Source organism: Rhizobium sp. 01T417 (genome assembly GCF_056398905.1).
Genome location: NZ_JBFTQH010000032.1, coordinates 21,682 through 44,655 on the forward strand (window position 1 = coordinate 21,682; position 22,974 = coordinate 44,655).

A 22,974-nucleotide genomic window follows, 5' to 3' on the forward strand; every position below is an offset into this window, starting at 1 on the left:
GACCTAAGAGCAGCTAAGCTGTCCTGGCATCAGGTCCTTGGCCCGCCCGCGACCCGGTCGCGGGAAGCAAATGTTCCTTAATGCGAATATTGAACGATGGGCATGGTCACTGCGGAGGACGAGATGGCGAGTACTGAGAGTGAGGTCCCGGCGCAACTAAGGGGTGAAAGCAGGCTTGTAGAGCTCCTGGGGTCGCCATTTCGGTCGATTGCCGCTTGGTTCCAGCAGTCGCGGCTGGAAGTCCGCTTCATCATCATAGCGTCTCTCGTAGTGCTCACGTTGATGGTCGCATTGGCGTTTTGGACAACCAGGACCGTCGAGAATGCGATCTTGAAGGGGGCAGGAACCGTTGACGCGAGTTATCTCCAAACCTTCGTCACTCCGCTCCTGTCTGTGGACGACGTTCACAATGGCCGATTAACCCCGGAACTCCGCGACGAACTTAGGAACTTCATTCGAAGCGGCCCCATAAGCGAGCACGTCAAGGAAATAAAGCTATGGACTGCCGAGGGACAGCTTTTCCATTCCGCCTCGGGAGAGACGGTCGGCGACGAATTGAGTGTCAGCGACCTGCGAAGGGCGCTCGAGGGAGAGGTCAGCGTTTCCCGTGCGGTTTCGAGCGGATATTTCGCCAAGGTTACTAACGACGAGTACATAGAAATTTACGCTCCGCTTCTGAGGGATGAAACGGGAAAAGTCATCCTCGTTGGCGAGTTCTACGAACGCCCCAATCATCTGAAGGACGAAATCCATTCTGCCTGGCGATCAACGATGACCGTGGTGTTGCTTATTGCGGTGCCAATGCTCGGACTGCTTTTCATCATTGTCAGGGAAGGTAGCCTTACGATCGATCAGCAGAATGTCGCCATCAGGAACAGCCTCACCAGGGCGTTGAAACTTTCCGCTCAGAACCGTCGACTAAAGGTAGTAGCAGACCATGCGAGGCTTGAAGCCGGTCGATTGAACGAAAAGATTCTCGGTCAGATCGGAAGCGATCTGCATGACGGCCCGATCCAGATCCAAACGCTGCTGATCCTGCGGTTGACACATGCATTGGATCAAGCCGCTGATAGTGTCGTGATGGCTCGGGATCGCTGTGAAAAACTGCTTCTGTATGCCAATCAGGCAATGAAGGAGATCAGAAGCATTTCGTCAGGCTTGGTCCTTCCGGAATTGGAGGACCTGACGCTTGAGCAAATCATACGGCTGGCCGTCGAGCGCTTCACTGACTTGACGGGAAGCGCCGTACGCGTTGAAGGAACGCTTGAGGATGAAGAGATCCGACCGCATCTCGGCATCTGCGTATATCGCTTGATACAAGAGGGCCTAGCCAACGCCCATCGGCATGCGCCGAGCAATTGCCTGACTGTCCGTTATGGCCTGCGACGCGGCAAACTCGTCGTCGAAGTCAGCGATCGGGGATTAGCTGCCAAAGCGAGTGCGGAGCGAGAGGAGAAGCGCATTCAGCTTGGGAAGCTTACCCAGCGGCGCCGGATTCGAGCGTTTGGAGGTCGGATCCGTACATCGCATCGTAACGATGGCACGACCGTCCTTGCGGTTCTTCCCCTACAGCAGCCGACGGATGTCCCCCGGAAGGCCGAGGACATTGATCCAGAGCTGTTACAGGATGACGGTCAGGCCGCCGCCTAATTAGTTTAGTTGAGAGTTCCCATTCGTTGCGCGGCCAGAAAGACTTCGAGTCGACTGCGGGCATTCATCTTCTGCATGAGAATTGTCATGTGGTGTTTGATCGTAATCTCAGTCAGATTGAGGCTCGAAGCGATTTCCTTGTTTGTCTTCCCGAGCAGGAGGAGTTGGAGGATGTCGGTCTCTCTGGGCGACAGATCCTCACGCATTTGGTCTTTTTGCCTGCCCTTGGCAGCCTTCATCGAGCTGATGACCTTGGGAGCGAAGGCTGGGGCGATAAAGGTACCACCCGCATTGACCGACTTGATTGCCTTGTAGAGTTCCCCGGCGGGACTACCCTTCAGCACATATCCACTTGCTCCAAGGCCGAGCGCCTTGACCGCAAGGTCGATACTCTCGGTCGCGGTGAAAACGACGATGCGGGTTTCCGGGTGATCGCGAACGATCGAGCTTATCGCCRCAAGCGCATCCCCCGGCATATTGAGGTCCACGACGATCACGTTGGGTCGCAGCTCGGATACGATTGCCAGCGCATCGTCAGCGCTTTCTCCCTGGCCGATGATTTCTATGTCATCCATTTCGGAATACAAACTCACCATGCCTTCGAGAAGAATTGCATGGTCGTCAACGAGGGCGACGGATACTGGTACTCTCATCGGCGGTCCTCCCAGTAAAAAGATACTGGAAACGATAGTCTATTCAAGATACCTAAAACGAAGAGTGCGCTAAACCTGAAACAAGGGGAACCTCCGGGGCTGGAACAACACGGCAAGCGGCACCGACCTTTGCCATCGAGGAGAACGGCTCCGTCAAAGTTGAAGGCGACGGCGCCATGCTGCGGGAGATGTTGGTAAACCTCGTGGACAACGCCATCCGATGTACACCAGCGCCAGGTCAGGTGACCGTGTCTGTAACGCGCGAGGGAGGGACAGCTGTACTTCGTGTCGAAGACAACGGGCCGGGAATTCATCCAATGGAGCGAGAGCATGTCTTTGAGCGCTTCTATCGGATTATTGGCACTCGAGGGGAGGGCAGCGGTTTTGGGCTAGCCATCGTGCTTGAGGTTGCGACAGGCGCTGGTGGTACCGTTTCGCTCGACGAAGCGAAGGGGGGATTGGTGGTCACCGTTCGACTGCCTGTGAGCACAGAAAACTGAGTTTCTTGTAGTTAGCTCGAGCCCCCTTCCTAGCGACAGGCCAACTGCAAGGCAAAGTCGTCTCGGTTCGTGTTTTTGAACTGCGCTACGGTTCTTGAGTCTTTTCCGGCAAGCTTGCGGGCAGCCGCCGCTCCCACTGGCGTGCAAGCGGCGGCTTTCTTTACTTCACGTTTTGTACGAACTCCGTGGTGTAGGTCTTTGACAGATCAATCTGCTTGTCCTTCAACGACTTCGAAAAGCCCTTGAGTACGGCGAGAACGGTCTCCGGACCATCCTTCGGCATCACGCCGTCAGCCGTGAACATGGCCTTTCCCCCGTCGAGAGCCTTGATGTACCCGTCCTTGTCATTGACATAAAAGTCCTTCGGCATTTTCTCGGTGATCTCAGCCCCGTTATGGGTGTTGATGAATCTCAGAGTCTTCACGAAGGCGTTGGCAAGCTTCTGTGCCTCGTCTTTGTGTTCTTCGACCCAAGAGGTTTCCATGTAGAGAGATGCTGCGGGATAGGTGCCGCCAAGGGCCGCACGGGTATTCTCCATTGTGCGCATGTCAACCAGAATGCTGGCTTCACCGGTCTTCAGGAGACGCGTGATCGTCGGTTCAGTTGTCATGCCGGCCTGGATTTTGTCCTGCTGCATGGCGGCAATGAAGGTGGCACCCGCGCCGACCGGGACGGATGTAATTTCCGAGAGGTCCAATCCATTCTTGACGGCAAGATACTGCGTCAGGAAGTTGGTCGAGGATCCCAGTCCGGTCACGCCGAGGCTCTTCCCCCTGAAGTCGGCGACTGACTTGATTTCGGCATGCTTCGTGGAAACGAGTTCGACTTCTCCGGGCGCTTGGCTGAACTGGACGATGGATTCCACAAACTTGCCTTTGCCCTGGAGGTCGATGCAGTGGTCGTAGAAGCCCACGACGCCTTGAACTGCTCCTGCAAGCAGCTGGTTTTCCGCGTCGACGCCGGCTGGCTCGTTGAGGAGTTCAACGTCGAGCCCTTCGTCCTTGAAATATCCAAGCGACTCCGCGAGCTTGGCGGGCAGGTATATCTGCTTTTCGTAACCGCCGACCATAAGGGTGATCTTGTCGGCCGCACTGGCGGCGCGCACCCCAAGCGAGGTTCCGGCGACGAGTACTGAGATCGCAAGGGTGTGGATAAGTCCGCGTGCTATACGCATTATAGTCTCCTCCTGATGGGTGAAATACATCGCTTCCGCTCACGTCGATCGTGTCTCCTCCACGATGCAGTATGTGCGTATCGCGACGAACCTTTCAGCAAGCTTTCGGGATACTTTACAAATCGGTAAGAATTCGAGGAGCTTCGTGCGGCTGGTGCCGCACGATCCTTGGCGGCGCGGCGATATCGTTGTCGGAGATGCTGGCTCCGATACCGTGAGGGGGAGAAGACGGCAACGACGTGGTGACCGAGACTACAGCGTAACTGGCGGGGGCCGGCCACGACGAGCTGCATGGCGGGGTTGGCGACGAGAGGCTGTTTTGCAATGCCGGCAAGGACATCATTCATGGGAACGCGAGATTCGACTCCATCGAAGACGGTGCCGGCGCGGGTGAGGTCTGAGCCGGTGCTGGCAACGATACGTGGTGATCGCTCTGCTAGCGCCTGGTGACGCACGAGGCGCTGAACGGCGACGAGCTCGGGGTGACCCACGGCAATGTCGACAGCAACATCGATGGCGATTTCGTGCTGATGCTGAAGGCCAACTACAACCTGAGGGCCAGCGACTTCAACAGAGTCCCCTAGCTAGAGCGCTCCTCGACCCTAACTTTCAGTGGTTCGGCTAGCTCGATGGGCCCTTCGTAGAAAAGCACAATCTTACGAAAGCGTATAATCGTGGACAGAGTGCGGAGATTCTAGGAGCGGAAGGTCTTTGGGATCGCCACGTCCCCCGAGCCCTCGATGAATTTCGCTCCCGCCCAGAAAACATTGCAAGCCCGGCATGCTCCGGCCCAGCCCCGAACCTTTCTGATCAACCTCGATCGGTCAACAGATCGAGGGAAGCGCATGGCATTTCTTCTCAGCCACATCGGACTCGATTTCGAGAGGGTATCGGCGATAGACGGGGCCAAGCTTCAGCTTCCAATCGATGACTTCGACAAGCTCGGATATCTTCTCCGACACGGGCGCAGACCAAATCCCTACGAAATTGGCTGTTTTCTCAGCCACGTCGAGTGTGCGCGGCGACTGCTGGCATCGGCCGACAAACACGCCTTGATCCTCGAAGACGACCTCAATTTCGACCGGGATTTTGTGGCTGTCATGAACGAGGTCCTGACTAGGGGGGATCAATGGGACATTGTCAGGTTATCAACAGTCAATATTGGAAAGAAGCATCGTGTCCGTAGGCTCACGGAGCGGCATTATCTGGCGATTTCCCTTACGCGGGAGAAAGGATCGGGAGCATATCTGATAAATCGCCGAGCCGCCGAGTGGATAACACAGAGTCTCTTGCCAATGCATCTCCCGTATGATCTGGCGTTCGATCGGGAATATTTGGCTGGGCTGAGGGCGTTCTTCGTTGATCCACCACCTGCCAGCCAAGATGCTGAGCCCGGATCCCTAATCCAAAAGAAAATCTCGACCTACAAGTTGGGCTGGCGCAGGCCGCCGACCGTTCTGCCGTATCGGGCAGGGATCGAAATTGCACGGTTCGTTATTCGGTCCGTTCGCTTGCTTGGGCACAGACTGACGGATTGAATTCATGCCCACTTACGAGGCGAGAGCGACACTGCTGGTCTGTGCGAGTGAAGCGCTATATCCGTGCGTAAGCGGTCCATGATGGAATGGGAAGAACGAACATGAGGGAACCAGATCAGTTCGACAGAGAGCGCGAGCGGACGCAATATCAAGGTTGTCGCACGCCATTTTATCCAACACATGGGCATCTCATTGTGGTCCACTGTGCTCCTTTGGCCTACTTCTGGTGTTGGTCGTCCTGCTGGTGGCCAATTCCTGGCGGGGCACCCCAACTGTGGCGCCCTTGAGAATGTCGGCGTCCGGAGCGGCTAGCTCGCCAACTCAGTCTCAGGGTGAAGATTAGGAGCCGAAGCGATGCCAATGAGAACAGCCACCGAACATTGCTCGGTGGCTGCAGCACTACTCTGCGATCGCTAGACCGTATCGATCAAGCCTCGGAAGTGAGGGGTTTGGGCTCTGGGCGTAGTCGGTTTCCAAAATAAGCCACAGCAACCAACAATGCTGTCCCGACAAGCGACGTCTCCAAGGTGCCGAGTTCAAGGCCGCCGCGGGCATGTTCCTTTACCAGGAAGTTGCCGAACGTAGCGCCGAACGGCCGGGTGAAGATAAAGGCGGCCCAGAACAGGAAGACGGCGTTCACCTTTGTGACGAAGTGAAATAGCAACACGACCCCGATGACAGCCGAGCAAACCAAGGCTCCCTGGATGAACGACAGCCCAATTGGATCGATCAGCGCATCGCCGAACGCGGTACCCAGACTGTTTGAGAACACAACGGCGATCCAGAAGAATAGCTCGCTGTCTTTTCCAGTGAGGGGTTCGACGCTGATGCTTCGCCTCTTGGCGTACCAGGTGAGTAGGGTAGCTACCAAGCCGCCGAAAAGAAGAGAGGAGCCAAGGATATAGCCGAACCCGAACGTCCTATCCATCATGTCCGATATCTCGGTTCCCGCCGTTGTAGTGGCGACAATCGCCGCCCAAAACAATGTCGGTCGATAGGCGTTAGATCGAATCTGGGCGACGAGAACGAATACCAGCAACACGACAGTGACTACAAACCCAATGACGTAGCCAAGTCCCAGAGTTTGCGCGAGAAAATCGCCGGCGGTTTCGCCCAAAGTGGTGGCGATCACCTTGGCGATCCAAAATGACAGCGTGATCGCTGCTATCTTGTTGGCTTGTAGCGTTTCTTGCATACCTATATCTTCCTATGGTGGTGGCACGACGACAACAGCGTGGGGCGCGCCGTTCAAATTGTGAGAATGGGAGGGGGCAGGCTGCACTTGGCGAAACCGGGCAGCCTGCAGAGAACGAACAGGGCGGCGTTACATCGCTACCGGGCTCTTGAGCGACTTTATCAGTCCATCGACGGCATTCTTGGCTTTCGCACGACTAGGCTTTGGTGCCCGCAACGAGGAAATTGCGGAATCGGCGGCGTCGTCGATAGAGCTCCAGGCCTTCTTGTCCTTGGGATAAAGAGTTGGTTCAGCATTATCCCAGGCGGTCTCGAAGTCCGTGATACGGCGCTGAGCCGCAATCATGTCGCCACGGTCGACTAGGGAAAGCGTGTCGATAGCAATAGCTTCGAAGCTCGTGAGGTCGCCGAGGTTGCTTTTGACCTGCCCTACCTGCAGGGACGACGCCGAAACAAGCTGCGCTGTCAGGGGGAGGGAGATCAGAAGTGCTGTGAGAAGTTTTTTCATGGTGTGTCTCCGAATGGGCGAGACCTTAATCTCGCTGCATTGCACCATGGACAGGTCGTTTTACCTAAGGTTGGCTGTGACTATACAGTTTCGTAATGCCGACCTGCCGGAAACCGCAAGGTCCTATGGACGCTTTAGCGCGGCCGGGGATGCAAGTCGGTTGCTACAAATCTAAAATTCTTGCAGGTCATGTGGACAAAAATCATTGCTCGAAAGCGCTGTCCGGCGAATTCAAAACAGTGCGACTGAGGTTCGCAGTTTTGAACGTAAATGGTGCGCCATTCGACACTCGATTTCAGTAGGACGACAGTGGGCGCGTTGGTCGCCTTCTAGCGACGGCCACATCAACGCCTTTAGGACTGCGTTGTCTCGCGGTGACATCGAGCCTCGTCGGCTGTAAGCGGCTGCCCCCGGTTTGACGACGCTATCCCGCCCGTCGCCTTTGGCAACACTATCTCGAAGATCGCTCCCCGACTTTGATGGTTCCGGCCAGAAAGCTCCCCTCCAGCGCGTTCTACGATACGGCGAGAAAGAGAAAGGCCCAAACCCATACCCGAAACTTTAGTCGTCGAAAATGGGACAAAGAGGGTCTGCAGCATATTCTCCTCGATACCAGGTCCCCGATCCCGTACTCGTATAGAAATACGATCGCCAGTGCGCCGAGCGCTGATCGCGACAATCCGGTCTTTGGCGTCAAGATGCTCGCCCACCTCCAACGCATTGCGAACGAGATTGTAAACGACCTGTTCAAATTCAACTCTGCCGATTTTGCAAAGCAGCGGTCCCTCGTCGAAATCGAGTGCGATGTCGAAACCACACTCTGCGAACAGAGCTTCCATGAGGGTGACAACCTCACGTATCGCCGCAATTATGTCGGTGCAGGCTGTGTCTGTTGGCTTCGGGCTTACGAAGCTTCGAACATTCCTGATGATTTCGCTCGCTCTCTGCGCGTCTTTCACGTTCGAGGAAAGAATACTCGTCACGTTCGCCTGGGGTGTCGACATGGCATCCATCAACTTCACACCAGTTTGGCTGTTGATGAGAATGGCTGTCAGTGGCTGAATCAGCTCGTGAGCAATTGCCGCCGCCATTTCCCCGATCGCGTAGACTCGCGACGCATGTTCGTGCCGCTTTTCCAGCTCGAGGCGGTTAATGTTCGCTTTCGCGAGGCGCTCGGCCTCTCGCAGGCGCCGCGTGACCTGTCCTTGGTGGAGAGCAAATGAAGACAGGCCCGCTATAAGTATGGAGAATGTGGAGAAGACGTACAGCATGCTGTTGTCGAGGATCGCGTCCAGGGCGATTGGTTTTTCGACATTGATGCTCGTTTTCAAGAAATTGTCGTTTGGTTTTTGATATATATCGCCGATATAAACCTCAATTCTGCGTTCTATGGTTGAAATGATAATTGAAGTGTTCTTTTTCGTGGATGCATTGGAGAATAAAGTCAATTCGTCCGAGGTCCATGTAACTTTAGGGCAATTATCGACTAAAGATGGCTTGAGCATTTCTCTAGAATCGATCGTGATTATAATAGCGAAATGATTGTTGTAGTTACGGACGTGCTCAACGATGTAGTATTTGTTCTGTAATTTACTGTCTACGACAACTTGAACCTGACCATGGTGGCCTGCTAAGGCCTCAAACAGCTTTGCAGATTTCAGTATCGGGCTCTCCCCTTCGGTGGGCACTTGCACGATCGGTTGCGGTCGCACGCTCTCGTCCGGGTCCATTTCGTACCACGCTATGCCAGATATTTGCGGGTACCGGGCGTGGAGGCTCTCCGCGAAATTCGTAAAAGACGCGATAGAACGGCTACGTGGAGCGTCCGCTACCATCGTAAGTGATTGCATGAAGCCAAAGTTCTGGCTGTTCCGACTAACTGCCAGACGCTCAAGGCTTTGGGCGTAGGAAGAAATGTTGCGCTCAACTGTATCTATAGTGGTATAGATCAATACGACTGTAACTAGAAACTGCAGAACGACCCAAATCAGGATGGCGGGCAATGCCAAATTAACTGCGGTTCTCAATCGCTGGGAAGCAAACAAGCTTGCAATCTCTGAAGTTAGAATAAAGTTACAGGTCGTCGGGAGCGAAGGTGGCGCTGACGACGAATGCACGCATCGGTATATTTACCTAGATTCAACCTCTAACAATTGCTGACTTAAGAATTTATCCTCGATGCGGCAGATCATGATGGAATGAAATGGCTCAGCGAAATCCTCGATTGTGAAGAACTGGCTTTCAGGCGGAGAGATGCAGCATTGGTCGGCTCTGGGACGTGAGGGAGGCTAACAGACACAAAAGGAGCCTGAACCACGGGCGCACAGCGCGTCATCCGACAGGCTGAAGCTGTGGTGAACGAAACCAATTGGAGCCGCGACGGTACGAGGAATACTTGCGATGAATCGACCGACCAAGCTCGGGAGGCCCCAAATCGATCCAGGCAATCGCTTCAGAGCCAATGATCATGTGTGGACGGGGGTGAACGGCGATCGTTGCGGGAGTTGCCATAGTAGCGACCCAGCGAGGTTGGCTCGACCGAATTAAGGCGAATGGGAGCAAACTTGCGCCCCGAGATCGCGGGGCGCTTCGTTATGTCTGAGCATTCCCGCTTCTGCTGCATATTATAGCGTTAAAGAGGGAGGCAAAGCGATTTCAAGACGCCCGGTCTATCTTATGGGGTTGGCGGTGGCGGCCATCGCGGTGACTTGGTTGGCCGCCGCGTTTGCTGTTGAAAAGCAGCAGGAGTACAACGGCTTTTTCGACAAGGCCTTGTACGAATATGGGGTATTGATCAATTACATCTACACCAGCAAATTTAATCGACATGATGATAGGGCGTCGGAGTTTAGGGTTTCCATAGACGATGCCGTGCCAGCGGCTGTTGCGCGACATATCCGCGCCGCGTACACGTTTCTTGCTCGGGTGAGCGGGCGTTCGGTCATCTTTGATGTGGGGGCCAAAAACGTCTTCGACCAGAGCGACCGTTACGTCTACGTAGGCAGGCAAGCAGCTGGTGCCAATCCGCACGCTCAGCAAAACCCATTTGTACAGAAACTCAGCTTGTCTCTCGAACGGATTTTTCCCAACAAAACTCACGACTTGTTTTGGAGATATCAAACCGCGTCATTGACTCGGTTCTTCGGGACGCCGCTTTTCTTCAATTCAGAGTTCGCCTCAATCGATTACAAATCGGTAATCAACGAGCGCAAGACTTATGATCTAAAGAATACAAATATAGAAAAAACAGCGATATACGTAAATGTTCCAGAAATGCAGGGCTTAAAAGAGTCGGAACTCAATGACTTCATAAGATACATTACGATTCAGGAGATATTTCAAGAATATAATCTTGCTGCTGACGTGTTCAGCGACGGTTTTAAGGTGAAAACAATTCTATATGACCATGACAATATTCTTGGACAATTGAACGGAGCTGAAAGAATAAGGGAACAGAGGCGCAATGTCGCTCTAGGATATTGTCCATATGATGTCATATTGACAGCTCAACTTTATGAATCCGGAAACGAAATCTCTCCAGTTCCGTTGGGAACATTGAAATTTCTTTATATGTACACCAAGGCGTACTGGTATTATTTCACAAGTGCTTCGGAATTGTTCGACAACAGATGTTGGTGGAGATTGTCTTGAATGTCATATCCCGTTTGTTCCCCGGATCGTGGATCGTGCCATAGCAAGGTGCCGATATCGGCGCCAGGCCTCATCTTTCGGGCGCGGGAGGAGACCGTCCTTCATTGGCATAAGAAGGTCGAGCAGGATACAGCCCGGCTTCAAAGGTCAATCCGTGACCTGCATACTCGGTAGCATCGCGTCCCCATCGATTCATCGTCGTCATTCAGGTAAAGCGGATTTCGGCAGCGGCTCGGTGTCTTCCCTCCGCATTAAAGTCAGCTAGCTATACGGATGCTAACATCTGAATATGAACGAACTCAGCAACGGACCGTGTGCCCAGTTTGGTGGAAATGTTGGCGCGATGTGCATCGACGGTCCGGGTGGAAATAGCAAGCACCTTTGCAATCTCTTTGGTGCCGAACCCGCGACACAACAAGTCGAATACCTCCCGCTCTCGCAGCGTGAGCTGATGCACTAGAAGGCTTGCTTCGTCGCGTTCCAGGAGTGTTTCTAGTTGTGCGAACGCTGGCTTGAGCGCTTCCCGTAGCTCGTCGCCACCAATGGGCTTGCAGAGGAAATCGACCGCGCCGGCGCGAAATGCCGCTCGGCAACTTTCGAGATCTCTGGTTCCGGTGACGACAATGATGGGCCAGTAAATACACGCCTTAGTCAACTCCGTTTGCAGTTCCAACCCACCCTTCGTCGGCATATGTAGATCAAGCAAGATACAGCCCGGCTTCAAATTCGGCAGACTGGACAGAAAAGCGTTGCAGTCGGGAAAACCCATGGCGACCAACCCGTCGACGTGCAAATTCAGCAGAATCGCATCCCTGATCGATTCATCATCATCGATGAGATAGACCGGATTTCGCTGAACCATTTACGGATACCATCACAACTGCACTAAAAATGAAATCTCAGGAAGATACCGCGTTTCTATCTGCAATTGGTAGAGGCGCCAGGTAGGTAAACATACCGATGCGCACGTTGCTGAGCTGCTAGAGCCGTCTAGGGCAAATGCCACAAACGCCTTCATCTCCTGATCCGAGAGCGTAAACGGCTCGGTGCATTGCCGGACGGGCGGGTTATAACGCCGAATTCAGAAGCCTATCGATATGCTTGGTTTCTCCATGCACAACCGAAAAACAGGTGCGTTAAGGGCCAAGCCCTTGACTTAGTTGGCCCCACACTTATCAATCTGTCCAGGCAGGCTGACTTAAAGGTCGCTGTCATGTCAACCAACGCCCTACGGCTTAGGTCTCGTACACCACGGTAATGGACAATTCATCAAGGCCGGCGAGAGCTGGGCCTTATACTTTTGGTGTTCGTACTTTTTGGTAGAGGCACATCCGCGCAAAATAGCTCAGATTCCTGCGAGAGATCGACTTCTCATCGATCACCTTAGGATGGCACGAGAGCACTTCCATCCGCACAGAGCAACCGTCATCAAGGGGTACGAGGCAGTAAACAGAAGACCATTTGCGACCATATGCGGTTTCCACGAAGACTAGATTATCAATGCCACCGTAGCTTTTCGAGACGTGCGTTAGGCTATTGCCCGAAATGCTCTCCTTGATCGAGCGGACGAGGGTCTTGGAGATTTCATAACGATCTGCGTCGAATGTCCGCTTAGTTCCGTGGTGATCGGCGGTATGCTGCAGTTCTCCGTGTTTTGTCCTCTCAGTGTAGACGTGGTTCGAAAAAACAACTCGCACGCCTAGGTCGGTTCCATGCTCGTCCCCTTGCCTGGGATCGCTGCCGAAAACGCGCTTAGGTGTGCTAGGTCGTAGACGACTTCGTCGACGGTGATAGGGGAATGTTCGGTCGGGATGCTCACACAAGCGCTATATCTGCAACGGTGCCGTGTGCCAACTGGTAGTACGCGTAGTCGACCGAAAGCTAGCGGCTCCATGGGTCATGGACAATCCAGGCATCTTATCGTTGACGCCTCGGCGCGGTCTGGAGACCGGAGGTTCGAAATACGACCGTTGCGCCTGGCCTGATCCCAAGGATGGCTTTGGACAGCATCCGCCGTTGCGCCCGGACGGTCGCGATCTCAATCCCGAGAAGGTCTGGTCTCTCAGCGAAGACGACGCCTACGGCCTGTTCATCGACTTCCGATGGGCCTACAACGGCGGCAATCCGTATTGCCCGCGCTGCGGCTGCCTGGAGCCGTACAGCGTCCGGCGTCGCCGCTTTCGATGCTCGGAACCGGAATGCCGTGCCGAGTTCTCCGTGACCTCCGGAACCGTGTTCGCCAATCGAAAGCTGTCGTTCAAGAAGATCATCATGGCGATCTGGGAGGAAATCACGGCGGCCAAGGGTATGGCGGCACTCCATCTGAGCCGCTGTCAATGCCGGGTGAAAATTCCCCAGAAGGAGGTGCCGAAGTAAAATTCCCCAATTATGCCGCCCCGGACGACGTGGAGAATTGGTTATTTTTCGGCGGTCTTCCGCGTGGGCGTTGCGGCGGGGTGAAGGACCGCGGGGTGATCAGAGCCTTGGATCGCACGTGCTCAGGCATCAATTCGGCGTGTTGGCGCAGCCTGTAACTTGATCCCTGAACTTCTCGGCGATCTCCGCTGTCGTCGTCGGGCGCTCGGAACGGCGCAGGATGTCGAGCACGACGTGGCGGTTGTTTCTGCTCTTGAGAAGCTCCGTAACGCGGCGACTTGCCGTTTCGCGTGAGGAAGCGCAGCGGGTGTTCGAAGGCGGCGCAGCCAGTTCGAAGCCGGGTTCGAAGACCTTGATCACCGTCTCGAACGCCGCCTTCTGATCATCGAGAACGACGATCTCGCGCCGCAGCTCTTCCATCTTGGCATTGATCTCGGCCAATATCGCCTTCAATCCTTCAACAACTTCCACCATACGCAACACTCTTGACGCACCCTCAGGAGATAGCATCAGCCCTCATCGGAATCTTGTGGCAACTGCTCCATAGTGCCGCGTCTATCTGAGGGGACCGATCTCGGCGCGCCCAGCGTTGAAGCGCTTACCTAAATTTAGGCGCCTGCCTTCAGTCTTCGCGCATTGCTGAAGTTGGGTGGTAGCGTTGCAATGGGCAGCAGCGTCACAAGACTTTCTGTTTGTAAGCTTGCACAACCGCCTGAACCCTGTTGTATGCGTTCAACTTGCGCATAGCCGATTTTAGGTACGCATTAATTGTTGATCCGGACAGGGACAGGATGATCGCAGTTTCTTCACTGGTCTTACCTGCCGCCGCCCAGCGCAGGCACTCGATCTCGCGCTGAGATAGCGGCGATCTTTGTCTTGAGGCAACAGATTGCCTGAAGTAACTGTTAATTGCAGCAAGGCACTTCATCAGTACAGAATTACTGTTGTGGTATTGATGCCGGTATGAGGTAAATAGGAATAGATATTTACTGTCTTCCGGGTCGTATGTGCAGAAAGCGGAAAGTCTGTTTCCCAAATTTGACATGATGAATACTGAATCGTTGCAATGTTCTATTCTGGTTTCTAGCTCTATCTCCATCGGTAACGTCGAAAACCTGACAAGATCTAGAAGTTTCGTTTGAAAAGCGCTTTCCTTGCATATTTGAAGAATGGCGTCCTTTGACCAATCTGTGCCAATAAGCATGTCAGAAAAATTGGCAGTGCCAGCGTCGGGAAATTTGAGGACGGCATACGATTTGAAATGCTCCTCGTCGCATATCTTTTTTAGATCGGCGCAGAGCGTAGCAGTGCAAGGGTGCTTAACGAACAGCGTCATACGGAAATGCACCTAGTTACTTGGCCGGAATCCGCACCACACCCGCCATTCGGCTGTAGCCTGCAAAGGCGGCCCGTGTCTGAAGTAGCCCATCAAAAACCGCTTGGAAATGTTCTCTAAATTCGCATTTGAAATCTCCTTGCCGGTGGATGTGGCACAGTATTCTTACATCCCGCTTTTCCACTTGTATGTTGGTAGCTTTACCTACGTGAATCGGCGCGGCTTAGCGCGAACCTCTGCTGCTGTCTCAGCGCTCATCGGCGCGTTTGAAGCTGCTGGCGTCTTCTCTCATTGGCAGCCCCGGTGCAGTGGACTCGCCAGGACACCTCGGTTCCCGTCGATAACGCTATGGACCGAAGTCTGTTCTACCAGGCGCCTAACCACCATGGGTAAGGCGTTGCCGTCAGATGCTCATCGGAGTGGCATTGAATTTCTCCTTGGTGAGCGGATCTGCGGTCTGAGCCCATGGCAGCCGGAATTCTCTACAGGGGTTTGTTGGAATAAGGGGTCTTGATCTCCGAGATCGCCGTGCTTGAGAAGGAGCTTCGCATACGCGCCGCGCAAGATGCCCTCGCTTCTCGACTGATGGCAATTCCGGGTGTCGGCGCAATTTGCGCCACAGCGCTGGAAGCATTAGCGCCGCCGCGGATCAGGCTGTAGACTTACCGCGTCAATTACTCGGTGAGACCGGCTTTGCGCAGGCCGTCCACAACGCGCTCGAAATCGGCAGGGTTCTTGTAGGGCAGCACCTTGCGCCGGTGCTCCAGTGAATAATCAGGATTGATGCGGAACACTCCGTCCCACTCCTCGCGCGCCTCCGCGAAGCGGCCCAAGTGACCATAGCTCGCCGCTAGCAACACGCGTGAGATGTCGGTGCCGGGATTGCGCACAAGCCGACGCTTCAGGAAGGCAACGGCTTCCTCGTACCTGCCCAACTGAAACATCGCCTGCGCGTGGAAGTGCAGGAAGATGTCGGGATAATATGGGTTCAGCGCAACTGCCCGCTCGAAACAGACCAGGGCCTCGTCGGACCGGCCCGCATAATGCAGAGCGTTGCCGAGGCTCTCGTGGCCCTCGGCAAGATTGGGAGCAAGCGCGATCACGCGTTCAGCCTCGCGGATGGCCACGTCAAGTCGTCGCAGGTACAAGTTGGTGACGCCCAGCGCCCAATGCGCGTAGGGATATCGCTCGTCGAGGGCGACCGCCTGCGTCGCAGAAACGATCGCCTGTTGCAGTGACTTCGAGGGCGATTGGCTCCACTGGTTGACGTAGGCCAGTGCCTGCGCCACGGCGAGGAACGCGTGGGCCGGGGCAAAGTTGGGGTCCAGATCGATGGCGCGCTGCAACAATTGCTGGCCCTCAACATTCTGCTCTCTCGTGAGCCGCCACATGTGTTCACGACCCCGCAGGAAGCAGTCATAGGCCTCCAGATTTTGTGTCTGCTCGGCCGCGAGGCGCTGCTGGTCTCCCGCCGTCAGCTTGAGTTCCAAAGCACCGACGATCTGCTGCGTGACGTCATCCTGCACCGCGAAGATATCGCTCAGGTCGCGATCGAAACGCTCAGCCCACTGATGCCCGCCAGTGGTCGCATCGATGAGCTGCGCGGTGATCCTTACCTTGTTGCCTGATTTGCGAACGCTTCCCTCCAGCACGTAACGCACGTTGAGATTGCGCCCCACCTCCTGCACGTTCACGCTCCGGCCCTTGAAAGTAAATGATGAGTTGCGAGCAATGACAAACAGCTGCGACAGCTTCGATAGCGCAGTAATGATATCTTCGGAGATGCCGTCGGCGAAGTACTCCTGCTCGGCATCGCCGCTCATGTTGACGAAGGGCAGCACGGCAATCGAAAGCTCAGGCGGCGATTCGGCCGGAGCATGAGCCACGGCGCCTGCGCTTACTGCTGGCTTTGCCTCCGCAGCGGCACTGACCTGAAGCGAATAGACCCGGATCGGCTCGGCGATGTTCTTGAGCTGCATCACACCAAGATCGCTGACGGAGAGATCGAGCCTCGCCTTGACCTGGCGATAGGCATCCTCGGACAGGCAAATGGCGCTGGGGGTCGCGATACCTTCCAGACGGGAGGCAATGTTGACGCCATCACCCATCAGGTCGCCGTCGCTTTCCTCTACTACGTCCCCCAGATGGATGCCGATCCGGAACTCGATGCGCCGATCCTGCTGAACGCCGGCATTGCGCTCGGCCATGCCATTCTGTACCTCGATGGCGCAGCGCACGGCATCGACAACGCTGCGGAATTCGACCAGCGCTCCATCTCCGGTGCGCTTGATAACGCGGCCATTGTGCACGGCGATGGTTGGATCGATCAGGTCGCTGCGCAGTGCCCGCAACCTTGCAAGGGTGCGATCTTCGTCCTCGCTGGCGAGCCGGCTATATCCGACTACATCAGCGGCCAGAATTGCAGCCAGCTTGCGATTCTCGCTCATAGGGTCATCCCCCATCTCCACGATAGCAGGAAGACAGAGACAGGAGAACTTCCGCTCGGTATGATCTCTGTTGAGATCAAGATTTTCTGGTGCATCTGCGACCTGCAACTTGTTCGCCGACGATGTCTGCTTTCTGGGGCAAAGCTTGCTCCGAACAGACGGGTCAATCGTGGCAGGAGGCTGCAATTTTCCTGGCGGCACCCTGGACAAGCCCGAGCCGTTTCAGCTCGAGGCGTGCGTCGGGAAGGGCGCGATGAGCCGGATTGACAGGTTCCGACTGGGCGATGACATCGGCGACGAAACCCGGAATATCGACATTTGCGCTATCGGCACCAAGGATGGCAGACGCCGCCTCGATGAAGAGATCGTCTGATTTGCGAAGCCGCAATGCATGGCGTGGCTTTCCTCCGCCCCGAAGCAGTGCACTGAGCCACTTCCCGTCCCAGGAGGGCGAACTTGCATAAAGCTCGTGTCCCGAAAGCTCTGCCATCAATTCCCCCACGATGAGTTCGATGTCGCTTCCTTCTTCCTGCAGGCGGTCGCGCGAAATACCGTGAATCTTTTCTGCATCTGCGGACCAGTCCGTCCATCCGGACTTCGGCTTGATCAGGAATGACCGCGAGCGCCCATCCTCGAAGACCCAGGCGATCTCGACGGGGTAGCTGTGCTTGCTGAGGGAGGAGGCTTCGAAGTCGAGAAAGACGATCATCGCCAGTAGGTAGGGCGTGATGGAAATGGTCGCAATCCCGAGTCCGACATCGGAGCCCTTTCTCTTCGATCGGCAGATGGCTCGCCCTGCTCGAAGGCGTGCACGTCACTCACGATCATAGTTGGGGCACGTTAGCTCACCAGCGGTGTTTTTCGGTTTGCTGGCAGGGATGGGCAGCATTCTTGCGTGTCGCGTCCAGTGCCGGACTGCCCATAGCCGAGTCGAAGCGGTTCGCCCCTGGCTGTCGCGGGGCTTGCCTAGCTGCTTGAGTTTGATGAGCTCGCATCGCACGATTTGAGTACAAGGCATCGATGGGTGCTTCGACCATCTCGGCGGTGCCGAAATCAAAACATCGTTTCTTCGCGACTCGCGATGCAGTTGAGTGCATTGCTGATGGCGAATAAACGTATAAAGCGCATTAACTTCGAGTTGAATTTTCCGTCGCAAATCAATGCGCGATGAGCAACCCGTCAGACGTTATGCTCATTGGATAGACGGGCCTTTTCCACTTCCTCTAGCGGCAGAATGCCAAACGTGCGATGGACGGCCGGTTCATATTGGTTGTGAACTGCATCAACGCCCGCCGTGATCGCACTCCTCCATGACGGCCCTCGATCCCACGCCTCACGCAAAGCGGCAGCCAGTTCCCGACCATAGGCAGTTTCTTGCAGTGCCTCGAAAAGCATTCCGGCTTGGCGCAAGTCTTTGTCCTTCTTTGCCCGCCCACCGGCATCATTGAGGCGACGACCAGCGACAATCAGCTTATGGACCGCGAACCGCGACGGATCGGGCACAACGACTGAGACACCGGCACCATGCAGCAGGATCGTTCGGACCGGATCACGGATCAGGAAATCCATGTATCGGAGCGGTTCCGCCGCAGCTCCGCCGAGCGCGGGCATGTTCGCCGGTTGATCAGCGTATTCCTCCGATCCCCGGTTTGTCGTCAGGAACTCGACGCGGTAGCCGCTATCATTCCGGAAAGCATTAGAGCGGGGCGATCCGGATATGTGCGGGAGCACCCGGAATGACGGATCGATCCCTTGCAGCAGTTCCACAACTGGCGGCATGGAATCTGCCACTTCTCCCGAGATCGCGTAATCTTGGGCAATGTCGGCATCACCCGTCAGGATCGCGGCCATTGGTAGGCGCACGCCAAGGTATGCCGAATAGCATTGAAAGGCGACCGTTCCCACCAAGACGCCACGAAGCCGGAAAAGACCGGCTGCAGCCAGCGCCTCGACGACCGCGCCCGTGAAACGATCCGGCGCGATCATACCGGCTTCGCGCGTCAGGGCTGAGACCATTTTTCGCCGGTTCTGGTAATCGTCTTTTTCAGCCCTGAACGTTGCCACCCGAGCGGAGATTTCGGTATCGTCAGCAGGTCCGACATAACGCCGCTTTTGACCGCCCGCGCCGTCTGGTTCATCGAAATACCAGTATTTGCGATTATCGACTGTTACCGGGACGAAGCGACCCGTCGGAGGAAAGTCGGCCGACCATTGAGCATCGAACGTCCGCTGTTGGAGTTCCGCTACCATCGTGCGAAACATGAGGTCAATTTGCTTCATGAGATCGGCTCCTATACCAGTTCCACAAATCTAGTATAGCCAACTCGTTTGGGCAAGCTGCATCGCCCAGCTGGCGGTCTATACTGTTTCCACAAATCTAGTATAGCCGCCGTTTGGCCGCGCTGATGGGCCTCGATCGGTGCTCAAGGATCGTGGCCGAACTCGCGGGTACCGTCAAAGGCGATGTATTCCTCATGGCCTTCTCCCGGCCATGTCTCACGCCATTTGTATCGCGGCGCTGGGCTATTCTCCCCTTGGCCAAAGTGTCAACATTTGTCGTTCTTGTTCGTCGGCGGATTAGCGCTTCTTTCGGCGGCGTCCCCAAACAATTCGCCGTCAGTTCAAGAAAAATTCGTTGACCGTTCCAGCGAAATCAAGGGCTCCCTATTCTGTCAACTCATTAGCCCAAGATAACCGGTATCAAGTCCTCGGAGCTATGGATCCCAATGGGTTCGCGGCCTTCGGCGCACCAATTAATTGATGCAAATTAGCAATCGCTAATTTATAATCGTGCCTTGCTATGTTTGCGGGCAGGGGGGCGTCATGAAAATTGGCCGGAGCATGCTTGCGGGTGCGGGCTTCCTAGCCCTTGGTTGTGTCCCAGGATGGGCTTGGGCGCAACAGGTAACGGGTACACCAGGTTCGCCCGGAGCCACCACCACCATTACCGGAAAACAACTTCCCTCGCCCGATCCGAATTTTGGCGGCGCAATAAAGCAGAAGGCGTCGGAATCGACACCATGGTGGGCCCCGCGCATCGTGCCACCAAAAGGGGCGCCCAACGTGCTGCTCATCATGACGGACGATCAGGGGTTCGGTGCACCGAGCACCTTTGGTGGGGTGATCCCCACGCCCGCGATGGATCGCATCGCGAAGGAAGGGCTGCGCTTCACGAATTTCCACTCCACGTCGCTCTGCTCGCCGACGAGGGCTGCGCTGATCACCGGACGCAACCATCATTCGGTCGGCTTCGGGGTCGTGGGTGAAATCGCGACGGGGTATCCCGGCTACGATTCCATTATCCCGATCGAGAAGGGCACCATCGGTACCATCCTGAAGGAAAACGGTTATGCCACGTCGTGGTTCGGCAAGAACCACAATACGCCGTCCTATCAGTCGAGCCAGGCGGGACCCTTCAACCAGTGGCCGAACGGCATGGGCTTCGACTACTTCTACGGCTTCGTCGGTGGCGATGCTAGCCAGTGGCAACCGAACCTGTATCGCAACACCACAGCCATCTACCCTTTCGAAGGCAATCCGGGCTGGAACCTCGAGACGGCAATGGCCGATGAAGCGATCGGATATATCAAGCAATTGAAGGAGATTGCCCCCGGTAAGCCATGGCTCGTCTACTACGTGCCGGGCGCAACCCACGCGCCGCATCATCCGACGCCAGAATGGATCAAGAAGATCAGTGACATGCATTTGTTCGACGACGGCTGGAACAAGGTGCGGGAGACGATCTTCGCCAACCAGAAGCGGCTCGGCATCATGCCTCAGGATGCCAGGCTGACCCCTTGGCCGGACGGCCTGCCGCAATGGGATTCGCTAAGTTTCGATGAAAAGAAGCTGTTCATCCGTCAAGCGGATATCTACGGCGCCTATCTTGCCTATGCCGACCACGAGATTGGGCGCGTCGTCCAGGCGGTCGATGACCTCGGCGAACTCGACAACACGTTGATCATCTATATCGGCGGCGACAATGGGGCGAGCGCGGAGGGCATGGTCAACGGCACTCCGAACGAGTTCACGACCTTCAACGGCGTCTCGGTGCCGGTCAAGGACCAGTTCCTCTGGTATCCCTTCTGGGGCTCGGAGCGAACCTTCCCGCACTATGCGGCCGGGTGGGCCTGGGCGATGGATACACCGTTCAAGTGGGTCAAGCAGGTGCCCTCGCATTTCGGGGGAACCTCGCAGGGCGTCGTCATGTCGTGGCCCGGCCATATCACCGACGCCGGCGGCGTGCGCCGTCAGTTCCACCACGTGATCGACATCGTGCCGACCATACTCGAGGCATCAGGCATTTCGGCGCCGGACATGATCAATGGCATTCCACAGAGCCCGATCGAGGGTGTCAGCATGGTCTACACCTGGAACAAGGCCAACGCGAATACTCCGACACGGCACGAAACCCACTATTTCGAGATGCTCGGCAACCGCGCCATTTATCACGACGACTGGGTGGCGGCGACGACGCCGGCCACGCTGCCATGGGAACTCAGCACCAAGACGCCGCCTGATGTGATTACCGGCTACAACTGGGAACTCTACAATGTCGTTGATGATCCGACAGAAGCCAACGATCTGGCGTCAGCCTCGCCCGACAAGCTGAAGCAGATGCAGGACCTCTTCTACTCCGAGGCAAAGAAGTACAACGTGCTGCCGCTCGACAACTCGACGCTTACCCGCTGGAACACGCCACGCCCGAACCTCACGGCCGGTCGAACAGAATTCAGCTATTCCGGAGAACTGAGCGGCGTGCCAGCGAGTGCGGCCCCCGACATCATGAACAAATCCTACACAATCACCGCCGATGTCGATATTCCCGAGGGCGGTGCGGAGGGCATGATCGTCACGGAAGGCGGGCGCTTCGGCGGCTACGGCCTGTTCCTGAGCAAAGGCGATTTCGGCGTTGGCCGGGGCAGGGTGGTCTTCCTCTACAACTTGCTCGACCTCAAGCGGACCTTATGGGAAGGCCCCGAACTGGAAGTAGGCAAACACCGGGTCACCTTTGACTACAAGGCGGACGGCACCAATCTCGGTACAGGCGGCATTGGCGTCCTCTCGGTCGACGGAAAGGAGGTAGCCCGCAACTCCCTTGAACATGGCATTCCGGTGACGTTTCCCGAGGACGAGACCTTCGACGTCGGCCTTGATACGCGCACAGGCGTGGCGCTCGTCGAATATCGCTACGACACGCCATTCAAGTTCACCGGCAAGATCGACAAGCTGACCTTTGAGCTCGGGAGGAGCAATCAATGAGCCTCAAGCACACCATCATCACGCTTGGCATCACCCTTGGCGTAGCCGCGAACCTCGGCATTCTGACGTCGTCTACGTCGATGGCCGAGGATGCCATCACCGCGCCCGCGACGAAGTCCATTGGCACCTCAAGCATGCAGAAGACGGAACTGGTTCCGTCGCTTATCGTAATGAACTCCGATGGTGCGACCTTAAAGGGCGACACGCTGACGCTGACGAGTATTTCCAACAACTCGATCCTGTTCGCCGACCGGCCGGTGCGCTCCGCCGGACATGCGCTGACCACCCACTTGCTGGAAGAGTGGGCTCAGGGCGGAAGCTTCGAGAAGGATCCGCCAAACGCCACCGTCTCGGTGCTGAACAAGGACGCGTCGAGCGTTGAGGACGCCGTCGTCGTTTTGAAGGAGCCAAAGCTCGAGGGCGCGAACCTGACGTTCAAGGTGGATATATTGGAGGGCAGTCTCGCCAAGGCAGATGGCCCGGCATCGATTTTCATCGACATTATTGGCATGCCGAGGACCCCGCGATCCTTTGCCGGTGTGGCACGACGAACCGCTTATCGGGGAGCATGGTACGGAGCGGCTGCCGCTGGTGCGGCCGCGGCTGCCTACGACCGTCCCTACTACCGGCCCTACTACCCGCCGCCAGCCTGCGGCTATTATCCGCTGCCACCGTGCTAGTGTTG

19 protein-coding genes and 2 pseudogenes are annotated in these 22,974 nt (G+C 55.9%); 9 read left to right on the forward strand and 12 right to left on the reverse strand.

All coding sequences use genetic code 11. From position 1 onward, the window contains the following. Positions 1-123 precede the first annotated feature (123 nt). Complete coding sequence (locus AC1DPR_RS24275) at positions 124-1,650, forward strand: sensor histidine kinase (protein ID WP_477817285.1); 1,527 nt, start codon at positions 124-126, stop codon at positions 1,648-1,650. Positions 1,651-1,655: 5 nt separating this feature from the next. Here the strand turns inward: AC1DPR_RS24275 and AC1DPR_RS24280 are convergent, their stop codons facing one another. Beyond that, positions 1,656-2,303: a response regulator gene (locus AC1DPR_RS24280; protein WP_477817286.1), complete on the reverse strand. Its 648-nt coding sequence runs from the start codon at positions 2,301-2,303 to the stop codon at positions 1,656-1,658. Positions 2,304-2,437: 134 nt separating this feature from the next. Here AC1DPR_RS24280 and AC1DPR_RS24285 point away from each other — a divergent pair. Then, positions 2,438-2,803: pseudogene (locus AC1DPR_RS24285) on the forward strand (sensor histidine kinase); the annotation flags it as partial. 160 nt (positions 2,804-2,963) lie between these two features. Here AC1DPR_RS24285 and AC1DPR_RS24290 read toward each other — a convergent pair. Then, a complete protein-coding gene (locus AC1DPR_RS24290; protein WP_477817287.1) occupies positions 2,964-3,977 on the reverse strand; it encodes an ABC transporter substrate-binding protein in 1,014 nt (337 codons plus the stop codon). A gap of 263 nt (positions 3,978-4,240) precedes the next feature. Here AC1DPR_RS24290 and AC1DPR_RS24295 point away from each other — a divergent pair, with 263 nt between their 5' ends. The 3 genes from AC1DPR_RS24295 (at position 4,241) to AC1DPR_RS24305 (ending at position 5,515) form a co-directional block, all read left to right on the forward strand. Then, complete coding sequence (locus tag AC1DPR_RS24295) at positions 4,241-4,378, forward strand: hypothetical protein (protein ID WP_477817310.1); 138 nt, start codon at positions 4,241-4,243, stop codon at positions 4,376-4,378. A gap of 45 nt (positions 4,379-4,423) precedes the next feature. Continuing rightward, positions 4,424-4,561: a hypothetical protein gene (locus AC1DPR_RS24300; protein ID WP_477817288.1), complete on the forward strand. Its 138-nt coding sequence runs from the start codon at positions 4,424-4,426 to the stop codon at positions 4,559-4,561. A 156-nt stretch (positions 4,562-4,717) separates the two neighbouring features. Beyond that, on the forward strand, positions 4,718-5,515 hold the full coding sequence (locus AC1DPR_RS24305; protein WP_477817289.1) for a glycosyltransferase family 25 protein: 798 nt from the start codon (positions 4,718-4,720) through the stop codon (positions 5,513-5,515). A gap of 427 nt (positions 5,516-5,942) precedes the next feature. Here AC1DPR_RS24305 and AC1DPR_RS24310 read toward each other — a convergent pair whose 3' ends face one another. The 3 genes from AC1DPR_RS24310 to AC1DPR_RS24320 all read right to left on the reverse strand — a co-directional run bounded on the left by AC1DPR_RS24310 (position 5,943) and on the right by AC1DPR_RS24320 (position 9,262). Continuing rightward, positions 5,943-6,710, reverse strand: a complete 768-nt coding sequence (locus tag AC1DPR_RS24310) for a COG4705 family protein (protein ID WP_477817290.1) — start codon at positions 6,708-6,710, stop codon at positions 5,943-5,945. A 129-nt stretch (positions 6,711-6,839) separates the two neighbouring features. Further along, positions 6,840-7,217, reverse strand: a complete 378-nt coding sequence (locus tag AC1DPR_RS24315; protein WP_477817291.1) for a hypothetical protein — start codon at positions 7,215-7,217, stop codon at positions 6,840-6,842. A 353-nt stretch (positions 7,218-7,570) separates the two neighbouring features. Then, positions 7,571-9,262: a sensor histidine kinase gene (locus AC1DPR_RS24320; protein WP_477817292.1), complete on the reverse strand. Its 1,692-nt coding sequence runs from the start codon at positions 9,260-9,262 to the stop codon at positions 7,571-7,573. Between the two features lie 643 nt (positions 9,263-9,905). Here AC1DPR_RS24320 and AC1DPR_RS24325 point away from each other — a divergent pair. Then, entirely contained in the window at positions 9,906-10,868 is a 963-nt protein-coding gene (locus tag AC1DPR_RS24325; protein WP_477817293.1) for a hypothetical protein, read from the forward strand. A gap of 265 nt (positions 10,869-11,133) precedes the next feature. Here AC1DPR_RS24325 and AC1DPR_RS24330 read toward each other — a convergent pair whose 3' ends face one another. Continuing rightward, positions 11,134-11,730 carry a response regulator transcription factor gene (locus AC1DPR_RS24330; protein ID WP_477817294.1) on the reverse strand — a complete coding sequence of 199 codons (597 nt, stop codon included), beginning with the start codon at positions 11,728-11,730 and terminating at the stop codon, positions 11,134-11,136. Between the two features lie 1,061 nt (positions 11,731-12,791). Here AC1DPR_RS24330 and AC1DPR_RS24335 point away from each other — a divergent pair. After that, positions 12,792-13,244 carry a transposase gene (locus AC1DPR_RS24335; protein WP_477817295.1) on the forward strand — a complete coding sequence of 151 codons (453 nt, stop codon included), beginning with the start codon at positions 12,792-12,794 and terminating at the stop codon, positions 13,242-13,244. 10 nt (positions 13,245-13,254) lie between these two features. Here AC1DPR_RS24335 and AC1DPR_RS24340 read toward each other — a convergent pair. The 6 genes and pseudogenes from AC1DPR_RS24340 to AC1DPR_RS24365 form a co-directional block, all read right to left on the reverse strand. Further along, a pseudogene (locus AC1DPR_RS24340) lies at positions 13,255-13,419 on the reverse strand (AAA family ATPase); the annotation flags it as partial. After that, positions 13,374-13,718: a hypothetical protein gene (locus AC1DPR_RS24345; protein ID WP_477817296.1), complete on the reverse strand. Its 345-nt coding sequence runs from the start codon at positions 13,716-13,718 to the stop codon at positions 13,374-13,376. The pseudogene AC1DPR_RS24340 and the gene AC1DPR_RS24345, both read right to left, overlap by 46 nt. A 202-nt stretch (positions 13,719-13,920) precedes the next feature. After that, a complete protein-coding gene (locus tag AC1DPR_RS24350; RefSeq protein WP_477817297.1) occupies positions 13,921-14,580 on the reverse strand; it encodes a helix-turn-helix domain-containing protein in 660 nt (219 codons plus the stop codon). Between the two features lie 674 nt (positions 14,581-15,254). After that, complete coding sequence (locus AC1DPR_RS24355) at positions 15,255-17,027, reverse strand: adenylate/guanylate cyclase domain-containing protein (protein ID WP_477817298.1); 1,773 nt, start codon at positions 17,025-17,027, stop codon at positions 15,255-15,257. 163 nt (positions 17,028-17,190) lie between these two features. Next, entirely contained in the window at positions 17,191-17,736 is a 546-nt protein-coding gene (locus tag AC1DPR_RS24360; RefSeq protein ID WP_477817299.1) for a 3'-5' exonuclease, read from the reverse strand. A gap of 470 nt (positions 17,737-18,206) precedes the next feature. Beyond that, complete coding sequence (locus AC1DPR_RS24365) at positions 18,207-19,307, reverse strand: nucleotidyltransferase family protein (protein WP_477817300.1); 1,101 nt, start codon at positions 19,305-19,307, stop codon at positions 18,207-18,209. Positions 19,308-19,850: 543 nt separating this feature from the next. Between AC1DPR_RS24365 and AC1DPR_RS24370 the strand changes: the two genes are divergently transcribed. Further along, positions 19,851-22,289, forward strand: coding sequence for an arylsulfatase (locus AC1DPR_RS24370; RefSeq protein ID WP_477817301.1), 2,439 nt, complete (start codon positions 19,851-19,853; stop codon positions 22,287-22,289). Then, a complete protein-coding gene (locus AC1DPR_RS24375) occupies positions 22,286-22,969 on the forward strand; it encodes a hypothetical protein (RefSeq protein ID WP_477817302.1) in 684 nt (227 codons plus the stop codon). Before AC1DPR_RS24370 ends, AC1DPR_RS24375 begins: the two co-directional genes overlap by 4 nt. Positions 22,970-22,974: the final 5 nt, after the last annotated feature.

Bases quoted from the DNA above. Each gene is read 5' to 3' on its own strand.
- AC1DPR_RS24275 (WP_477817285.1), top strand. From the start codon at position 124: ATGGCGAGTACTGAGAGTGAGGTCCCGGCGCAACTAAGGGGTGAAAGC.
- AC1DPR_RS24290 (WP_477817287.1), bottom strand. From the start codon at position 3,977: ATGCGTATAGCACGCGGACTTATCCACACCCTTGCGATCTCAGTACTC.
- AC1DPR_RS24305 (WP_477817289.1), top strand. From the start codon at position 4,718: ATGAATTTCGCTCCCGCCCAGAAAACATTGCAAGCCCGGCATGCTCCG.
- AC1DPR_RS24310 (WP_477817290.1), bottom strand. From the start codon at position 6,710: ATGCAAGAAACGCTACAAGCCAACAAGATAGCAGCGATCACGCTGTCA.
- AC1DPR_RS24315 (WP_477817291.1), bottom strand. From the start codon at position 7,217: ATGAAAAAACTTCTCACAGCACTTCTGATCTCCCTCCCCCTGACAGCG.
- AC1DPR_RS24330 (WP_477817294.1), bottom strand. From the start codon at position 11,730: ATGGTTCAGCGAAATCCGGTCTATCTCATCGATGATGATGAATCGATC.
- AC1DPR_RS24345 (WP_477817296.1), bottom strand. From the start codon at position 13,718: ATGGTGGAAGTTGTTGAAGGATTGAAGGCGATATTGGCCGAGATCAAT.
- AC1DPR_RS24350 (WP_477817297.1), bottom strand. From the start codon at position 14,580: ATGACGCTGTTCGTTAAGCACCCTTGCACTGCTACGCTCTGCGCCGAT.
- AC1DPR_RS24355 (WP_477817298.1), bottom strand. From the start codon at position 17,027: ATGAGCGAGAATCGCAAGCTGGCTGCAATTCTGGCCGCTGATGTAGTC.
- AC1DPR_RS24360 (WP_477817299.1), bottom strand. From the start codon at position 17,736: ATGATCGTCTTTCTCGACTTCGAAGCCTCCTCCCTCAGCAAGCACAGC.
- AC1DPR_RS24365 (WP_477817300.1), bottom strand. From the start codon at position 19,307: ATGAAGCAAATTGACCTCATGTTTCGCACGATGGTAGCGGAACTCCAA.
- AC1DPR_RS24370 (WP_477817301.1), top strand. From the start codon at position 19,851: ATGAAAATTGGCCGGAGCATGCTTGCGGGTGCGGGCTTCCTAGCCCTT.
- AC1DPR_RS24375 (WP_477817302.1), top strand. From the start codon at position 22,286: ATGAGCCTCAAGCACACCATCATCACGCTTGGCATCACCCTTGGCGTA.